The sequence below is a fragment of the Dyella mobilis genome (assembly GCF_016904945.1).
Classification (GTDB): Bacteria; Pseudomonadota; Gammaproteobacteria; order Xanthomonadales; family Rhodanobacteraceae; genus Dyella_B; species Dyella_B mobilis.
This window is the reverse complement of the sequence record NZ_JADIKF010000039.1, coordinates 445,269-461,048: the sequence shown is the minus strand read 5'-3', so window position 1 is coordinate 461,048 and position 15,780 is coordinate 445,269. Positions and strand designations below refer to the sequence as shown.

At 62.7% G+C, this 15,780-nt stretch carries 16 protein-coding genes and 5 tRNA genes; 2 read left to right on the top strand and 19 right to left on the bottom strand.

Annotated features, from left to right (window positions below):
• Window positions 1–199: 199 nt before the first annotated feature.
• The 19 genes from rplA to ISS99_RS12940 all read right to left on the bottom strand — a co-directional run bounded on the left by rplA (window position 200) and on the right by ISS99_RS12940 (window position 13,162).
• Window positions 200–910: a 50S ribosomal protein L1 gene (rplA, locus tag ISS99_RS13030; RefSeq protein WP_204632040.1), complete on the bottom strand. Its 711-nt coding sequence runs from the start codon at window positions 908–910 to the stop codon at window positions 200–202.
• A gap of 4 nt (window positions 911–914) precedes the next feature.
• Window positions 915–1,343: a 50S ribosomal protein L11 gene (rplK, locus tag ISS99_RS13025; RefSeq protein ID WP_204632039.1), complete on the bottom strand. Its 429-nt coding sequence runs from the start codon at window positions 1,341–1,343 to the stop codon at window positions 915–917.
• 184 nt (window positions 1,344–1,527) lie between these two features.
• The gene (gene nusG / locus ISS99_RS13020; protein WP_204632038.1) at window positions 1,528–2,088 is read right to left on the bottom strand and encodes a transcription termination/antitermination protein NusG; all 561 of its coding nucleotides are present in this window, start codon (window positions 2,086–2,088) and stop codon (window positions 1,528–1,530) included.
• 10 nt (window positions 2,089–2,098) lie between these two features.
• Window positions 2,099–2,491: a preprotein translocase subunit SecE gene (secE, locus tag ISS99_RS13015; protein ID WP_204632037.1), complete on the bottom strand. Its 393-nt coding sequence runs from the start codon at window positions 2,489–2,491 to the stop codon at window positions 2,099–2,101.
• A 73-nt stretch (window positions 2,492–2,564) separates the two neighbouring features.
• Window positions 2,565–2,640: transfer RNA gene (locus ISS99_RS13010), tRNA-Trp, on the bottom strand.
• A gap of 133 nt (window positions 2,641–2,773) precedes the next feature.
• On the bottom strand, window positions 2,774–3,964 hold the full coding sequence (gene tuf / locus ISS99_RS13005) for an elongation factor Tu (RefSeq protein ID WP_204632036.1): 1,191 nt from the start codon (window positions 3,962–3,964) through the stop codon (window positions 2,774–2,776).
• A gap of 78 nt (window positions 3,965–4,042) precedes the next feature.
• Window positions 4,043–4,118, bottom strand: a tRNA-Thr gene (locus tag ISS99_RS13000).
• A 25-nt stretch (window positions 4,119–4,143) separates the two neighbouring features.
• Window positions 4,144–4,217 (bottom strand) — tRNA-Gly (locus ISS99_RS12995).
• 95 nt (window positions 4,218–4,312) lie between these two features.
• Window positions 4,313–4,398: transfer RNA gene (locus ISS99_RS12990), tRNA-Tyr, on the bottom strand.
• 105 nt (window positions 4,399–4,503) lie between these two features.
• Window positions 4,504–4,992 (bottom strand): acyl-CoA thioesterase, encoded by a 489-nt coding sequence (locus tag ISS99_RS12985; RefSeq protein ID WP_204632035.1) that lies wholly within the window; start codon window positions 4,990–4,992, stop codon window positions 4,504–4,506.
• A 40-nt stretch (window positions 4,993–5,032) separates the two neighbouring features.
• Window positions 5,033–5,530, bottom strand: a complete 498-nt coding sequence (locus ISS99_RS12980; RefSeq protein WP_204632034.1) for a GNAT family N-acetyltransferase — start codon at window positions 5,528–5,530, stop codon at window positions 5,033–5,035.
• Window positions 5,531–5,622: 92 nt separating this feature from the next.
• Window positions 5,623–6,714: a redox-regulated ATPase YchF gene (ychF, locus tag ISS99_RS12975; protein WP_204632033.1), complete on the bottom strand. Its 1,092-nt coding sequence runs from the start codon at window positions 6,712–6,714 to the stop codon at window positions 5,623–5,625.
• A 60-nt stretch (window positions 6,715–6,774) separates the two neighbouring features.
• Window positions 6,775–7,359: an aminoacyl-tRNA hydrolase gene (gene pth / locus ISS99_RS12970; RefSeq protein ID WP_204632032.1), complete on the bottom strand. Its 585-nt coding sequence runs from the start codon at window positions 7,357–7,359 to the stop codon at window positions 6,775–6,777.
• A gap of 62 nt (window positions 7,360–7,421) precedes the next feature.
• Entirely contained in the window at window positions 7,422–8,078 is a 657-nt protein-coding gene (locus ISS99_RS12965) for a 50S ribosomal protein L25/general stress protein Ctc (RefSeq protein WP_204632031.1), read from the bottom strand.
• 263 nt (window positions 8,079–8,341) lie between these two features.
• Window positions 8,342–9,280: a ribose-phosphate diphosphokinase gene (locus ISS99_RS12960; protein WP_204632668.1), complete on the bottom strand. Its 939-nt coding sequence runs from the start codon at window positions 9,278–9,280 to the stop codon at window positions 8,342–8,344.
• Between the two features lie 52 nt (window positions 9,281–9,332).
• Window positions 9,333–9,409, bottom strand: a tRNA-Gln gene (locus ISS99_RS12955).
• 37 nt (window positions 9,410–9,446) lie between these two features.
• Window positions 9,447–10,805, bottom strand: coding sequence for a 4-(cytidine 5'-diphospho)-2-C-methyl-D-erythritol kinase (gene ispE / locus ISS99_RS12950; protein ID WP_204632030.1), 1,359 nt, complete (start codon window positions 10,803–10,805; stop codon window positions 9,447–9,449).
• A gap of 12 nt (window positions 10,806–10,817) precedes the next feature.
• Complete coding sequence (gene lolB, locus ISS99_RS12945) at window positions 10,818–11,426, bottom strand: lipoprotein insertase outer membrane protein LolB (protein ID WP_204632029.1); 609 nt, start codon at window positions 11,424–11,426, stop codon at window positions 10,818–10,820.
• On the bottom strand, window positions 11,423–13,162 hold the full coding sequence (locus tag ISS99_RS12940; protein ID WP_338081586.1) for a tetratricopeptide repeat protein: 1,740 nt from the start codon (window positions 13,160–13,162) through the stop codon (window positions 11,423–11,425). Before ISS99_RS12940 ends, lolB begins: the two co-directional genes overlap by 4 nt.
• A gap of 93 nt (window positions 13,163–13,255) precedes the next feature.
• On the opposite strand from ISS99_RS12940, the gene hemA reads away from it, so the two are divergent.
• Together hemA and prfA are read left to right on the top strand one after the other, a co-directional pair.
• Window positions 13,256–14,536: a glutamyl-tRNA reductase gene (hemA, locus tag ISS99_RS12935; protein ID WP_204632027.1), complete on the top strand. Its 1,281-nt coding sequence runs from the start codon at window positions 13,256–13,258 to the stop codon at window positions 14,534–14,536.
• Window positions 14,537–14,628: 92 nt separating this feature from the next.
• Complete coding sequence (gene prfA / locus ISS99_RS12930) at window positions 14,629–15,708, top strand: peptide chain release factor 1 (RefSeq protein ID WP_204632026.1); 1,080 nt, start codon at window positions 14,629–14,631, stop codon at window positions 15,706–15,708.
• The last annotated feature ends 72 nt before the right edge of the window (window positions 15,709–15,780 follow it).

Here is a 15,780-nt window from a genome sequence, read left to right as displayed (position 1 = left end):
CAGCACCATCTACGCAGGCTGGTGATTTAAGCGACCCCGTTGGCGGCGACGGCGATTCCTTTGCCAGATCGAGCTCCCTGCCCGTCGTCGTCGCGCGCTGGTCGCGCCTGCGGTCTTTGACGGCGGCTCCGGCCGAAGCCGGGGCTACCCTCAAAAACTGCCTGCGCGGAAAACGATCTCCACGCAGGACTTGAACTTGTTACTTGGCCGAGGTCGCAGACAGGGTCGAGGTATCGACCGGCACGCCCACGCCCATCGTGCTGGACAGCGCGATCTTCTGCAGGAACTGGCCCTTGGCCGTGGCCGGCTTGGCCTTCAGCAGATCGCCGATCAGCGCGTTCAGGTTGTCGGCCAACTGGTTGGCTTCAAAACTGGCCTTGCCGATGGTGGCGTGGATGATGCCCGCCTTGTCGTTACGGAACTTCACCTGGCCTGCCTTGGCGTTCTTGACGGCCGTGACGACGTCGGCGGTGACCGAGCCGTCCTTCGGGTTCGGCATCAGGCCACGGGGGCCGAGCAGCTGACCCAGCTTACCGACCACGCGCATGGCGTCCGGCGTAGCGATCACGCGACCGAAGTCGAGATCACCGGCCTGCATGCGCTCGGCCAGGTCGTCCATGCCGACGGCATCGGCGCCGGCCGCCTTGGCGGCTTCGGCCTTTTCACCGGCCGGGCAGAACACCGCAACCTTGACGGTCTTGCCGGTGCCGTGCGGCAGCAGCGAGGAGCCGCGCACGCCCTGGTCGGACTTCTTCGCATCGATGCCCAGACGCACCGCCACGTCCACCGACTCGGCGAACTTGGCCTTGGCGTTGTCCTTGACGATCTTGAGGGCTTCTTCCAGGCCGTAGATCTTGCCCGGCTGCACTGCCGCCTGGGCGGCCTTCATACGCTTCGTGAGCTTTGCCATGTTCTTAGCCCTCCACCACAAAACCCATGCTGCGGGCGCTACCGGCAATGGTGCGCACCGCGGCGTCCAGATCGGCAGCCGTCAGATCCGGCTCTTTCTGCTTCGCAACGTCTTCCAGCTGCTTGCGGCTGATCTTGCCCACCTTGTCGGTGTTCGGCTTGGACGAGCCCTTGGCGATACCGGTGACCTTCTTGATCAGCACGGAGGCCGGCGGGGTCTTGGTGATAAAGGTGAAGCTACGGTCCGAGTAGGCGGTGATGATCACCGGGATCGGCAGACCCGGCTCCATCTTCTGCGTGGCTGCATTGAACGCCTTGCAGAATTCCATGATATTCAGGCCGCGCTGACCGAGGGCCGGGCCCACGGGCGGCGACGGGTTGGCCTGACCGGCCTTGACCTGCAGCTTGATATAACCGACAACTTTCTTTGCCATTGGAGTTTCCTCGCGAGTTCAAGCGCCTTGCGGCTCCTCGCTGTGCACAATCCCTGGTGGGAGGGGACCTCGCGATCCTGCGAAATCCAGAAATACGGACACGCCGAGTCAAAAGACCCCGGCGTGAACCGCGTAGTTTAGAGATGAAAGGGGCTTTAAGCAAGCCCTGTGCCGAAAAGCCGTTTTAGGCCTTCTCGACCTGCCCGAACTCCAGCTCGACCGGGGTTGAGCGGCCGAAAATCAGCACCGCCACGCGGAGGCGGCTCTTTTCGTAGTTGACTTCCTCGACCACGCCGTTGAAGTCGTTGAACGGACCATCGGTGACGCGAACCATCTCGCCTGGCTCGAACAGCACCTTAGGCTTGGGCTTTTCCACGCCCTCGCGGACGCGGCTGAGAATGGTGTCCGCTTCGCTGTCGCGAATGGGCAACGGCCGATCGGCGGTGCCGCCGATAAACCCCATGACCTTCGGAGTTTCCTTCACCAGATGCCAGCATTCGTCATCGATACGCGGGGCCTTGCCCTCGGTATCGGTCTCGATCTGCACCAGCACATAGCCCGGGAAGAATTTGCGCTCGCTGCGGCGCTTCTGGCCGCTGCGCATTTCCACCACTTCTTCGGTGGGTACCAGCACTTCGCCGAACTTCTCTTCCATACCGGTGCGCGCGATGCGCTCCACCAGCGCCTTCTTCACCTGGTTTTCGAAGCCGGAATAGGCATGGACGACATACCAACGCTTGCTCATCGCACGCTCCTCACGAACCCAGCTTGAGCAGCCAGTCGAGCACGACCGACTTCAGGAAAAGATCAATAAGTCCCAGCAAGATCGACAAAACGACCACTACGACCATGATGACGCCGGTAGTCTTGATGGTTTCGTCACGCGTGGGCCAGACAACCTTGCGCATTTCGAACTGCGATTCCGCCATGAAATGGCGGGCGCGCCGGCCCGGACCGGTGAATGCGGCAATAGCCACCGCCACGATCACAGCCAGCAGGATGGTGATCAGGCGCACCGGCGAAGACGCCCCGGTGTTGCCGAGATAGGTGTATCCGACGATGCCGGCCGCCAGCACCAGCACGGCCAGCACTAGCTTGCCGATATCGGCGCCGCTCGTGCCTTTGGTCTGTTCAGCCTTGGTATTCATGCGCATCGTACGGATGAATCGACCGGCCCCTGGGCCCGCAACGACACACCCGCCATCGTTCCTCGAAAAAAGATGGCACGCCAGGAGGGACTCGAACCCCCAACCTGCGGTTTTGGAGACCGCTGCTCTGCCAATTGAGCTACTGGCGTACGTTCTGGTAATTAAAAGTGAAGTCGCTCGCTTTGCCTGCCGTAAAGCTGCGCTTTGCGCTGCAAGGGCCTGGCGGATGCCCCGCCCTCGCGCTTTACAGCCCGCATCACGGGCGACTTCCCATTTTACTGCTTACTTGGTGATCTTGGCGACGACGCCGGCGCCGACCGTGCGGCCACCTTCGCGGATCGCGAAACGCAGGCCTTCGGTCATCGCGATCGGGGCAATCAGCGTCACCGAGATCTTCACGTTGTCGCCCGGCATCACCATTTCAACGCCTTCCGGCAGCTTGATCGCGCCGGTCACGTCGGTGGTGCGGAAGTAGAACTGCGGACGGTAGTTGCTGAAGAACGGGGTGTGACGACCACCTTCTTCCTTCGACAGCACGTAGATCTCGCCTTCGAACTCGGTGTGCGGGGTGATCGAACCCGGCTTGGCCAGCACCTGGCCGCGCTCCACGTCTTCACGCTTCGTGCCGCGCAACAGCAGGCCCACGTTGTCGCCCGCCTGACCCTGATCCAGCAGCTTGCGGAACATTTCAACGCCGGTCACCGTCGTCTTCACCGTCGGCTTCAGGCCCACGATTTCGATTTCGTCACCGACCTTGATGATGCCCGTCTCCACGCGACCGGTCACCACCGTACCGCGGCCGGAGATCGAGAACACGTCTTCCACCGGCATCAGGAATGCCTTGTCCAGCACGCGCACCGGCTCCGGAATGTAGCTGTCCAGCGCGTCCACCAGCTTGATGATCGCCGGCACGCCGATTTCCGACTGGTCGCCTTCCAGCGCCAGCTTGGCCGAACCATGAACGATCGGGGTGTCGTCGCCCGGGAATTCGTACTTGGACAGAAGTTCACGCACTTCCATCTCCACCAGCTCCAGCAGCTCGGCGTCGTCCACCATGTCGGCCTTGTTCAGGAACACGACAATGTACGGCACGCCCACCTGGCGCGACAGCAGGATGTGTTCGCGCGTCTGCGGCATCGGGCCGTCAGCGGCCGAGCACACCAGGATCGCGCCGTCCATCTGCGCCGCACCCGTGATCATGTTCTTCACGTAGTCGGCGTGGCCCGGGCAGTCCACGTGTGCGTAGTGGCGGTTCGGCGATTCGTATTCCACGTGCGCCGTCGAGATCGTGATGCCGCGCGCCTTCTCTTCCGGCGCTGCGTCGATCGCGTCGTACGCCTTGAATTCACCACCAAAACGCTCTGCACCGACCTTCGTCAGCGCCGCCGTCAGCGTCGTCTTGCCGTGATCCACGTGACCAATCGTGCCCACGTTCACGTGCGGCTTGGTGCGTTCGAATTTACCCTTTGCCATGAGCGTTAGATCCCGATGGAGTCAGTGAGTGATGAAGAAACTTGGTTGATCAGGCGATACCGCGAAAGCCGTATGCGGTGGTGCTCATGACTGGAATCGAACCAGCGACCTCTTCCTTACCAAGGAAGTGCTCTACCGACTGAGCTACATGAGCAAAAAAATCACAGCGACGAGATCAATGGAGCGGGAGACGGGAATCGAACCCGCACCATCAGCTTGGAAGGCTGAGGTTCTACCATTGAACTACTCCCGCCCTGCGCGGAACTCGTCAATCAAACCGCAACAGCGTACTTCCGTTCGCCCTTGCAGCCTGTTTTCCAGCACCGCCCGGTTACCCTGGACAGTGACTGGTGGAGGGAGGTGGATTCGAACCACCGAAGGCGTAAGCCAGCAGATTTACAGTCTGCCCCCGTTGGCCGCTTGGGTATCCCTCCAACAAAGAACGGCTATTGTGTGGATCGGAGGCGTATGTGTCAACACCTTGACGACACTGAACAGCGGTTTTTTCGAGTTTTTTCCGATCAAACCGATGAAGCTGCTCAGTCGTTTCCGGCACCGCGCGTATCAACCAGCTGCTCCATGCTCTTGGAGAGCTCCAGCAGATGCAGCGCCTTCTCTTGCAGGCGGCGCTCATTGTCGTCGCGCGGCGTCCATTGCGGCACCGGCGTAGGCTTGCCATCCGGCTTGTCCAAAGCCACGAACACCATCACGCAGCTGGTCGCCAGGCGCTCCTCGCCCGTGCGCAGGTCGCGCGCCAGGACATCCACGGCCATCTGCATACTGGAACGGCCGGTATGAATCAGCTTGGCCCGCACACTGACCAAGTCGCCAATCAGGATCGGCTTGACGAACTGGATGCCGCTGACCGCCGCCGTCACGCAATACGCCCCGCTCCAACCCACCGCGCAGGCATAGCCGGCCTGATCGATCCATTTCATCACCATGCCGCCATGCACCTTGCCGCCGAAATTGACGTCGGTGGGCTGGGCAAGAAAACGGAAAGTCACTTCGTGCTGCTGGCCTGACATGCGATCTCCAACATCCGGAATCAACGGCCGGAAAGCTGCATTATGCCCGCTTGCGGCCCGGCGTCGGCAGAATCATTTTCATCGGCGTGACGCGCAGGCCATGATGCGCAATCTGCTCAGGCCCCGTCGCGCGAAAGCCCAGTCGCAGATACACCGGCACACCACAACGCGTGGCGTTGAGCGTAAAGCGGCGCGTACCGGCCCGGCGCACGGCATCCCGCATGGTTCGCTGCCACAAGCGCCGGGCAATGCCCTGCCCCTGATAGCGCGTCCCGACGAAAAGATGGACCAGGTGACAATCGTCCCGCATGCCCGAAACACCCACCAGCACGTCGGCCAGGTAGCCCAGGTAAAAACGCTGGCCTGTGCAGATTTTTTCGCGCAAGGACTTCGCATTGATGCGGGAAATGAATGCCTGCCCAGCTTCGCGCGACTGATCCGGCAGGATCCAGCGACGCGCTACGCGACGTATCAGGACGGCGATCGCCGGTGCATCGTCCGGACGCGCGAGCCGCACCCTCAAAATCGGTTGAGACATGGCCCCACCCTGGCACATCTAAGGTGCAGCCAGCATCTGCGCATAAAAAAAGCCCCGCAAGTGCGGGGCTTTGATGCTATCGAAATCGACGATTACACATTGAACAGGAAGTGCAGCACGTCGCCGTCCTTCACCACGTAATCCTTGCCTTCCTTGCGCAAACGCCCCGCAGACGCCGCACCGGACTCGCCCTTGTACTGGATGAAGTCGTCGTAGCTCACCGTTTCGGCACGGATGAAACCGCGCTCAAAATCGGTGTGGATGACCCCCGCCGCCTGCGGTGCGGTAAAGCCACGCTTGATGGTCCAGGCGCGCACTTCCTTCACGCCTGCGGTGAAGTAGGTTTGCAGGTTGAGCAACTTGTAACCGGCGCGGATCACGCGGTTGAGGCCGGGTTCTTCCAGGCCGAGATCCTTCAGGAATTCGTCGCGATCGGCGTCGTCGAGTTGAGCCATCTCTTCTTCGATCGCGGCGCATACCGGCACCACCTCGGCCCCTTCCGTGACAGCACGAGCACGCACGGCATCCAGATGCGGATTGTTTTCAAAACCGTCTTCACGCACGTTGGCGATGTACATCAGCGGCTTGAGGGTAAGCAGGAAAAGATCGCGCACGAGCGCTTTTTCTTCGTCATCCAGGCCAAGGCTGCGTGCGCTCTTGCCTTCATTGAGACCGGCCGCAAGCTTCTGCAGCACCGGCTTCTTGGCCACAGCCTCTTTGTCGTTGGCCTTGGCTGCGCGTTCGGCGCGGTTCAGTGCCTTCTCGACCGAATCCAGGTCGGCCAGCGCCAACTCGGTATCGATGGTTTCGATATCCGCGATGGGATCGACCTTGCCCGCCACGTGCACGATGTCGCTGTGTTCGAAACAGCGCACGACGTGAGTGATCGCATCCACTTCGCGGATGTGCGCCAGGAACTTATTGCCCAGCCCTTCGCCCTTCGATGCGCCAGCCACCAGGCCCGCGATGTCGACAAATTCCACCGCGGTCGGAATGACCTTCTGCGGATTGACGATATCCGACAGCGCCTGCAGGCGCGCATCCGGTACCGGCACCACCCCAACGTTCGGCTCGATAGTGCAGAACGGGAAATTCGCCGCGGCAATGCCTGCCTTGGTCAAGGCGTTGAACAGGGTGGATTTGCCGACGTTAGGCAGGCCGACGATGCCGCATTTGATGCCCATGGTTCGAAGTCCAGGAATAAGAAATCTGAGAACGGAATGGTAAAACGCCCAGCCGACCGTTTAACGTTTTTCGGGCGTGTGAAGCTGCTGCATCGCTTTGTCGAATTGCCCATCAACCGCCAGCGGCAACACGTCCAGCGTCCGCCCAATGCCGTCGATGATGGCGTCTTCATCCTTGGCGGAGGGACGACCCAACACCCATGGCGTCACTTGGTCGCGATGCCCGGGATGACCGATGCCGACGCGCAAACGATGGAATTTGCCGTGACCGATGTGCGTGATGATGTCGCGCAGGCCGTTCTGGCCGCCATGACCGCCATCGAACTTCAAGCGTACTGTGCCAGCCGAAAGGTCCAGCTCATCGTGTGCAACGAGGCATTCTTCCGGCTCGATCTTGTAATAGCGCAGCGCGGAGGCGACAGCGATGCCGCTCTTGTTCATGAACGTGGCGGGCTTCAGCAACCACACCGGCTCGCCACCGATGCGCACCTTGCAGGTTTCGCCGTGCAGCTTGCCGTCGAAACCGAAGCGCTCGCCCTGCCCCGATGCCAGGGCGTCAACAAACCAGAACCCGGCATTGTGCCGGGTTCTGAGGTATTCGGTACCGGGGTTGCCCAGTCCGACAATGAGTCGTAGACCCGCCATCTATCAGTTAGCCACCTACCCCGCCCTCTCCCGCGCAGAGAGAGGGAAAGGCAAGCAAAGGCTTACTTCTTTGCGGCGTCGCCGGCCGGCTTGGCCTCGGCTTCGGCACCTTCGGCTGCCGGCGCCGCGTCGACTTCTTCCTGCACGAACGCAGCGGTCACCACGGCCACGTCGTGATCGGCGCCCAGGTGCAGGGCCGGAATTTCAACGTTGGCCGGCAGCTTGAGCTGCGACAGGTGAACGATGTCGCCAGGCTTGAGGTCGACCAGGTCGAGTTCGATGAACTCCGGCAGATCCTTCGGCAGGCAGGACACTTCCACTTCGTTGAGGTTGTGCGAGATCACCACGCCAGCGGTCTTGCCGGCGGCTGACTTTTCCTGGTTCAGGAAGTGCAGCGGCACATTCACGCGAATCGCTTCGTTCTCGTTGATGCGCAGGAAGTCCATGTGCAGCATCTGCTGCTTGAACGGATGCTTCTGCCAGTCGCGCACCAGCACCTTCTGCACCTTGCCGTCGACGTTCAGGTCGAGCACCGAGGAGAAGAACCACTCGTGCTTGGCGGCGAGCAGGATGGTGTTGTGCTCGATCTGGATGCTTTCAGCGGGCTGGCCCGCACCGTAAACGACGGCCGGCACGAAAGCCGCGCGACGCAGGCGGCGGCTCGCACCTTTCCCCTCGTCCTTGCGGCTCTGAGCCAGAATCTCATGAGTCTTTGCCATGTCAGTATTGCCTTGAGTTTGGAAAGCCGCCTCGCGGCAGCCAGACTGACTCCCCCGCGACCAGAGGAGCCGGATTGCCCGCCCTGACGGACGGAAAAGCGGGTAAGTATACAGAAAATGGCGCGCTTTGGCGTGCCCTCCGCGCCGGGGAGAGCGACTCAGCAGCCACCGAGGCACCAGGAAGCGAAGCTTCAGGGAAGCTCGGGACGAGCCCCACCCCTCACCTCTATCCCCTCCCCGGCAGGGAGAGGAGGCATAGCGACTTAGTCGATGTAGAGCGAACTTACCGACTCGCCGAAGGCGATACGGCGGATCGTCTCGGCCAGCAGCTCGGCCACCGAGAGCTGGCGGATCTTGGCGCAAGCCTTGGCTTCGTCGCGCAACGGCAGGGTGTTGGTGACCACCAGCTGATCGAGCTGGGAGCCTTCGATATTGCGGATCGCAGCGCCCGACAGCACCGGGTGCACGCAGTAGGCCACTACCTTGCGGGCGCCGCGCTCCTTCAGGGCGGCGGCGGCGGCGCACAGCGTGCCGGCGGTGTCGACGATGTCATCCACCATGACGCAGGTCTTGCCCTCGACGTCGCCAATGATGTTCATCACCGTGGCCACATTGGCCTTGGGACGGCGCTTGTCGATAATGGCCAGGTCGGCATCGTCCAGGCGCTTGGCGATGGCGCGGGCGCGGACTACGCCACCCACGTCCGGGCTGACCACGATCAGGTCGTCCATGCTGTAGTTGCGCCAGATGTCGGCCAGCAGGATCGGCGAGGCGTAGACATTGTCCACGGGCACGTCGAAGAAACCCTGGATCTGGTCGGCGTGCAGGTCCACCGTCAGTACGCGATCCACACCAGCGGTGCCAATCAGGCGGGCGACCAGCTTGGCGGTAATCGGCACGCGGGCGGAACGCGGGCGGCGGTCCTGGCGGGCGTAGCCGAAGTACGGGATGACCGCGGTGACGCTGGCGGCGGAGGCACGCTTGAGCGCGTCGACCAGGGTCAGCAGCTCGAACAGGTTCTCGGCGCTTGGCGCGCCGGTCGGCTGCAGCACGAACACTTCCTGCCGGCGGACGTTCTCTTCGATTTCGATCTGCACTTCGCCGTCGCTGAACTTGCCGACGAGGGCCTTGCCTAGCGGCACTCCCAGTCGATGAGCGACATCTTCGGCCAAGGCACGGTGAGCGTTGCCGGCAAACAGCATCGGGCTGGACGTATCCACGGTTGTTTCCTCAGAAACCAGGCCATTGTGTGAATGGCTGGGGCGGTAGGATTCGAACCTACGCATGCGGGAATCAAAATCCCGTGCCTTAACCAGCTTGGCGACGCCCCAGTATTACTCGTTTTGTCGTTTGCTTCCCGGCGGCTGGCTAGCCTGTTGCAGCGTGGCGCGCGAGCGCCCGATGCAACGGCGACAGACCTACACCCTCGACCACCCGGGCCGTGAACGTAGCCGGACAGCGCCTGGCGACTGCCTCAGCCCGCTCGGGCGTTGCCGTTTCGAGAAAAGCACAACCACTGCTGCCGGAAAGCCGCGCGTGGCCGTGGCTTCCGAGCCAGTCCAATGCCGCAGCGACCCGCGGGTAGCGCGTGCGAACGACTTGCTCGAACACGTTCTCCAACGTTTCGCCGGAAGCAAAGGATGAAATTGTGGCGGGGGCCGCAATGCGTGTCAATTCAGTTGCTTGAAATATTTCCTCGTGCGGCACGTTTTCGTGCGCGTCAACCAGTACGTACCAGCGCCGCGGAAGCTTGATCGGCTTGATGCGCGCACCCGCGCCCGTAACCCAGGCGGACCGGCCACGCACGAACATCGGCACGTCCGGACCAAGCTCTCGCCCCAGGTCCGCCAACTCGTCGACGCCCAAGCCGCAGCGCCACACGTGATTCAAGGCAAGCAGCACGGTCGCAGTCACGGAGCTGGCGCGATCGAGGCCATCGGCCACGTCGATGCGTTTTTCGATGACGATATCCACCCCAGCGCGCGCGCCGAAGCTTTCACGCAACCACTGCGCGGCACGCATGGCAACTGCGCTTTCCGAATGGATCGTTTCGTCGGCGCGAGCACGTACGCGAACCTCGTCGCTCCAATCGAGCAGACGCATCACCTGCTGAATTTCGGGTTGCCCGTCCTCGCTCACCCCGATCAGGTTTGCCAACAGATCCAGCTTGGCCGGTGCCGGCCACACACTCCATTCGAGCGCATCGGGCGGCGACAGCGGACGCGACATGAATACCCGCAGCTCGTCGGGAAATCCATTTTCCCGATCTCGCTCACGCGCGTAGGCAAAGGCAGCATCGTGCTTGTCGACCGCCACGAAACCATGCTTGGCGTAGAAAGGTGCATTCCAGGGCACATCTGCCAAGGTACCCAGATCCACGCGCCGGTATCCGGCTGCACGCGCCCAATCACAGGCGTGCTCCAGCAAGGCCGCGCCCACGCCGCGCCGCCCGTATTCGGGCAATACGTCAATCTCGGCAATGCCCGCGACGTCGCCGCCGTGCTCGGTATCCAACCAGATGAAACCGACGGGGTCGGCATGCCCGTCCAATATGGCCACCCACACGAGGCCGCGCTGGATTTCCTCCTCCAGTTGCTCGGGCGGAATCGACACGGCTGAATAAAACCGCCACGCGCGGTGCGTGCGAAACATTTCGACGGCGGCACGCTCGATGGCGCAAATGGCTTTGACGTGCGCCCTGTTGGCTGGCTCAATACGGAAAGACATGATCGTGCGCGCTTATTGCATCGTCCAGGAACCAATCGACAACCGCACCGAATAAGGCGGCTTGTCGGCAAACACCTTCTTGGGCAAAGGCGGCTGGCGAGTCGCATCCCATGCTCGATAGCTCACCGCCCAGCCATCCTGCTGCAACAACGAGGGCAACTTGTCGTCGCCAAAGCTGAGTTCCGCGTTCGCGCCCTGCATGCGCACACCAAGGACCCATGCGCGCAATTCATCCAGCGGAACATCCCAGCCCAGGGCCTGACGCATCAACGCCTCGGCATTGGGCCCGCGCAGGGGGCCGCCCTGCAAGCCTTCCAGCAAGGCTCCGTCCGGGCCGCCGGTGAGACGAAAGCTCTCGCCGGTAATCGGCATGCTGAGAGTGAAATCGTAGTGGTCGCCATTCTGGATCCAGGTCAGCGCGCCGGACCCTGCCTTTTTGCCGTTGGACAGGCCAAGCTTGCCTTGCAAGGTCCAATGGTCGGTGTTCGCCAATTGCTGCTCGCGTTCTGCCTGTTGCGCCAGCGAAACGGCATCGCCCGGGTTGCGGATGACTTGCCTGGGCGCGCACGCAGCGAGCAGCAGCGGTGCGAACGCCGCGAAAAAACGTAGCGATGACTTCATGGTTCGAGGCGCTTCAAGGTTTGTTGCAGAGTGGGGTTTTGGGGATCCATGCGGCGCACCTGGTCAAAGACCTGCTGCGCCTGATCGTGCTGCCCCTGCTTCCACAGCACTTCGCCCAGGTGTACGCCCACGTCCGCATCTTTGCCCGCCTGCCACGCATTGCGCAGCACCTCGGCGGCCTGGTTCAGATGACCGAGACGGTATTGCAGCCAGCCCCACGAATCGGCAATCGACGGATCATCCGGCTTGGCGGCGCGCGCGGCGGCGATCAGCTTTTCCGCTTCCGGCAAATCGCGCCCGGCATCGGCCAAGGTGAAGCCGAGCGCATTGCTGGCGTCGATATCGTCCGGCTTGATCTTCAACAGATGGCGAAAATCCGCCACCGCCTGATCAATTTTGCCGATCTCCGCGTAGGCGAGACCTCGGCCATACAAAAGATCGGGATCGTCTGGCGCCACCTGCAAGGCATGGCTGAAAGCATTGGTGGCTTCCACATAGCGCTTGTCGCGTAAGTACAGATCCGCGTCGACCTCATAGGCGCGCCGCAGTTGTGCCGGTTGATCGAGATAGTCGGTCTGCATCTCCGCCAGCTGTTGATGCGCCTCGGCACTACGGCCCAGATCCTGCAGCAGGATCGCCGTGCGCAGGTCGGCATCGAAAGCATGGGTGTCGTCGTCCGATACCTGGTCGTACCACTTCAAGGCGTCCTCTTTGCGACCAAGCACTTCGGCCAACTGCCCCAGCAGATAGGCACTGGCCTCACGCACATCGGCAGGCGCCTGGGACAGCTGCTGGTACACCTGCCCCAAGGATTTGTTGTCCTTGGCACTGGCCGCCAGGGCGGCGCGCATGGCGTAGGTCTGGGCGTTCTGCGGCCCCTTCTCCAGCATCTTCGACGCCTGGGCATATTGGCCGCTCTGTCCCAGCAAGGAAGCATAGGTCAGGCGCAGGCCGATATTGCTGGGATCCTTTACCTGGGCCTGCTTCAACAAGGTGAGCCCGCCGTTGCGGTCGCCGTTGTCGAGCTTGAGCTGCGCGGCCCATGCATAGGTCTCGGAGGTGCCGAAGCGCTTCAGGGCTTCATCGGCAATCTGTTCCGCGTAAGCATGGCGCCCTAATTGCTCGCCCAGCTGGCTCATCGCCAGCCAGGCCTTGGGATCGGCCGGCAGCTTGGCCGGCGTAGCCAGCGATTCCAGCAGATTGGAGGCCAGGGCTGCGTCCCGGCTGCCGATGAGCACGCGCCCGAACATCCGCCAGGCGTCCTTGTCACCACTGGCCAGCAGCAGCGAAAGCTGCTGGCGGGCCTGCTCGGTCTGCCCTTGCTCCACAGCCAGTTCGGCGCGCGCCTGGGCAAGCTGCGCCGGGGTGGCGCCCAATGTCTGCCAGCGGTCGATGGCGCGGCCGGCAGCGTCCGGATCGTGGGTGGCGATCGCCAAGGCCGTCGCCTTGCCGGCGACTTCGGGATCGCCTGAAATCATCATCGCTTTGCCGTAAGCCTGCGAAGCGCCCTTGAGATCGGAGCTGGACAACGCCAGTTCACCGGCCATGAGCTGGGCCAGAAGATCGTGGTCCAGGTCAGGCGTGGCAACGGTCATCCGTGCCAGGGGCTGCGCCGACGCCTTGGAGGCGACGCCAGTCCGCTCGGGCATCGCAGCACAACCCGCCATGGCGAGCGCCACCAACCCCACAGCTACATACTGCCGCACTTGCTTGAACTTGACCGCTCCGCTCAGCACACTATTCCTCCACACCTTCTGTCGGTTCCGGTCACATCCGGCCATGCCTAGTCTACGCCGGCCAACGCCCGCCGCCTCCCATCGCATCACGTCATGAAGCTGATCGCCCTTGGGCTCAACCACCTCACAGCGCCGGTCAGCCTGCGCGAGCAGGTGGCGTTTGACGACGATGCAACCGGCAGCGCGCTGCGCGACCTGGCGCAACAGCCAGGCGTGGACGAGGCCATGATTCTTTCCACCTGCAATCGCACCGAGCTTTACGTAAGCGTCGCGGCGGGTGCCGAGAACGTGCCGCAGGAGTGGTTCAACCGCCACCATCATCTGACTCCGGGGAAGCTTGACGAGTTCCTCTACCGACATGATGACGAAGCGGCCGTGAGGCATGTGTTTCGGGTGGCCACCGGCCTGGACTCCATGGTGCTGGGCGAGCCGCAGATCCTCGGCCAGGTGAAGGATGCCTATCAGCAGGCCCGCGACGCCAGCGCCCTGAAGACACCGATGGACCGTCTGCTGCAGCACACCTTTGCGGTGGCCAAGCGCGTGCGCACCGACACCCGCATTGGCGCACACACGGTATCGGTGGCGTTTACCGCCGTACGCCTCGCGGAAAGGGTCTTTACCGACCTGCGCCAGGCTTGCGTGCTGTTGATCGGCGCAGGCGACACCATCGAACTGGCCGTACGGCACCTGGCGGAAAAGCAGGTGCGCCGGCTGATCGTCGCCAATCGCACACTGGAAAATGCGCAGGACCTTGCGAGCCGCCACGGCGGCTATGCAATCGCCCTGCACGATCTTCCGCAACACCTTGCCGAAGCGGACATTGTGATCGCCTCCACCGCCGCCCGGCAGCCGGTACTCACCCGCCCCATGGTGGAAAAAGCCATTGCGGCGCGCCGCCGCAAACCGATGTTCATGGTGGATATCGCCGTGCCGCGCGACATCGAGCCGGCCGTGGGCGAGCTTGACGACGTGTATCTCTACGGCATCGACGACCTGCGGCAAGTCATCGACGACAACCTTCGCTCCCGCGAAAACGCCGCGCGCGAAGCCGACGCCATCATCGACCTGCAAGTCGAGCGCTACATGGCCTGGCGTCGCGCGCTCACCGTGAAAAACCCGGCGCTGGACTTGCGCCAGCACGCCGAAACCTATCGCGACGAGGTGCTGGAAAAGGCCCGCGCGATGATCGCACGCGGCAAATCGGCGGACGAAGCGCTGGCTTTCCTCGCCAACACGCTGACCAACAAGCTGTTGCACCATCCCAGCGCCCGCCTGCGCGAAGCCGTGCTCAGCGGCGACCACGAACTGCTGCACGCCGCCGGCCGGCTGTACGGCCTGGACGAAGACGAAACTGCGGGAACGGCAGACGAATAGCGAGGGCGGCTGGCTGCCGCATCCGGTACGTTTCATCACCGCGACAGATACCTCACGCCGTCGTCCCTCCGCTCCTTGCGATGCTATCGCCTATGACACCGTCCATCCGCCGCAAACTCGAAGCCATTGCCGAACGTCACGAAGAAATCGGCCTATTGCTGGGCCAAGCCGAAGTATTGGCCGATAACACGCGCTTTCGCGAACTGTCGCGCGAATACGCCCAGCTCGAACCGGTTGCCGCCGCCATGCGCGAGCAGACTGGCATTGAACGCGAGCTGGCCGATGCGCGCGCCATGCTCGACGACCCGGAGTTGCGCGAGATGGCCGCCGATGACATCGTCCGGCTGGAGCAACGGTCCACCGAGTTGGACGGCAACCTGCAACTGCTGCTGATCCCCAAGGATCCGCGCGACGAAGCCAACCTGTTCCTGGAAGTGCGCGCCGGCTCCGGCGGCGACGAGGCCGCGATCTTCGCCGGCGACCTGTTGCGCATGTATACACGCTATGCCGAACGCCAGCGGTGGCAGGTGGAGATACTCAATGAAAATCCCGGCGAACATGGCGGCTACAAGGAAATCGTCGCCCGCATCGAAGGTCGCGGCGCGTTCTCCCGGTTGAAGTTCGAATCCGGCGTGCACTGCGTAAAGCGGGTGCCGGTCACCGAATCGCAGGGGCGCGTCCACACGTCCACGGCGACAGTGGCCGTCCTGCCTGAAATGGACGAGATCGAGACCATCGAACTCGCACCGGCGGATTTGAAGATCGACACCTTCCGCGCCTCGGGCGCCGGTGGGCAGCACGTCAACAAGACCGACTCGGCGATCCGCATCACCCACCTGCCCAGTGGCATCGTGGTGGAGTGCCAGGACGAACGCAGCCAGCACAAGAATCGCGCCCGCGCCATGAGCCTGCTCAAGGCGCGCCTGCTGGACGAAGCCCAATCCAAGCAGGCCGCCGAACAAGCCCAGTCGCGTCGCCTGCAAGTAGGTACCGGCGATCGCAGCCAGCGCATTCGCACCTATCGCTACAAAGACAACCTGGTCACCGACCATCGCATCGGGCTGGACCTGCACCGCCTGCCCGAAATCATGCAGGGCGACCTGGAAGAATTGATCGGCACGCTCACCCGCGAACACCAGGCGGACGAACTGAAATCGCTGGCGGGCGGCTGAGACACACTCCGCGATCCCGCGAGCGCGGTACGCTTAGCCATCAAAGGGGATCTCCGAACGCCTTGCCCGAAC

What these genes read in the sequence shown, in the direction of transcription:
- pth (WP_204632032.1), bottom strand. Translation starts at nt 7,359, where the DNA reads ATGGCGGGTCTACGACTCATTGTCGGACTGGGCAACCCCGGTACCGAA.
- tuf (WP_204632036.1), bottom strand. Translation starts at nt 3,964, where the DNA reads ATGGCAAAGGGTAAATTCGAACGCACCAAGCCGCACGTGAACGTGGGC.
- ychF (WP_204632033.1), bottom strand. Translation starts at nt 6,714, where the DNA reads ATGGGCATCAAATGCGGCATCGTCGGCCTGCCTAACGTCGGCAAATCC.
- lolB (WP_204632029.1), bottom strand. Translation starts at nt 11,426, where the DNA reads ATGAAGTCATCGCTACGTTTTTTCGCGGCGTTCGCACCGCTGCTGCTC.
- ISS99_RS12985 (WP_204632035.1), bottom strand. Translation starts at nt 4,992, where the DNA reads ATGTCAGGCCAGCAGCACGAAGTGACTTTCCGTTTTCTTGCCCAGCCC.
- hemA (WP_204632027.1), top strand. Translation starts at nt 13,256, where the DNA reads ATGAAGCTGATCGCCCTTGGGCTCAACCACCTCACAGCGCCGGTCAGC.
- ISS99_RS12960 (WP_204632668.1), bottom strand. Translation starts at nt 9,280, where the DNA reads ATGCTGTTTGCCGGCAACGCTCACCGTGCCTTGGCCGAAGATGTCGCT.
- ispE (WP_204632030.1), bottom strand. Translation starts at nt 10,805, where the DNA reads ATGTCTTTCCGTATTGAGCCAGCCAACAGGGCGCACGTCAAAGCCATT.
- ISS99_RS12980 (WP_204632034.1), bottom strand. Translation starts at nt 5,530, where the DNA reads ATGTCTCAACCGATTTTGAGGGTGCGGCTCGCGCGTCCGGACGATGCA.
- ISS99_RS12965 (WP_204632031.1), bottom strand. Translation starts at nt 8,078, where the DNA reads ATGGCAAAGACTCATGAGATTCTGGCTCAGAGCCGCAAGGACGAGGGG.
- rplK (WP_204632039.1), bottom strand. Translation starts at nt 1,343, where the DNA reads ATGGCAAAGAAAGTTGTCGGTTATATCAAGCTGCAGGTCAAGGCCGGT.
- prfA (WP_204632026.1), top strand. Translation starts at nt 14,629, where the DNA reads ATGACACCGTCCATCCGCCGCAAACTCGAAGCCATTGCCGAACGTCAC.
- secE (WP_204632037.1), bottom strand. Translation starts at nt 2,491, where the DNA reads ATGAATACCAAGGCTGAACAGACCAAAGGCACGAGCGGCGCCGATATC.
- nusG (WP_204632038.1), bottom strand. Translation starts at nt 2,088, where the DNA reads ATGAGCAAGCGTTGGTATGTCGTCCATGCCTATTCCGGCTTCGAAAAC.
- rplA (WP_204632040.1), bottom strand. Translation starts at nt 910, where the DNA reads ATGGCAAAGCTCACGAAGCGTATGAAGGCCGCCCAGGCGGCAGTGCAG.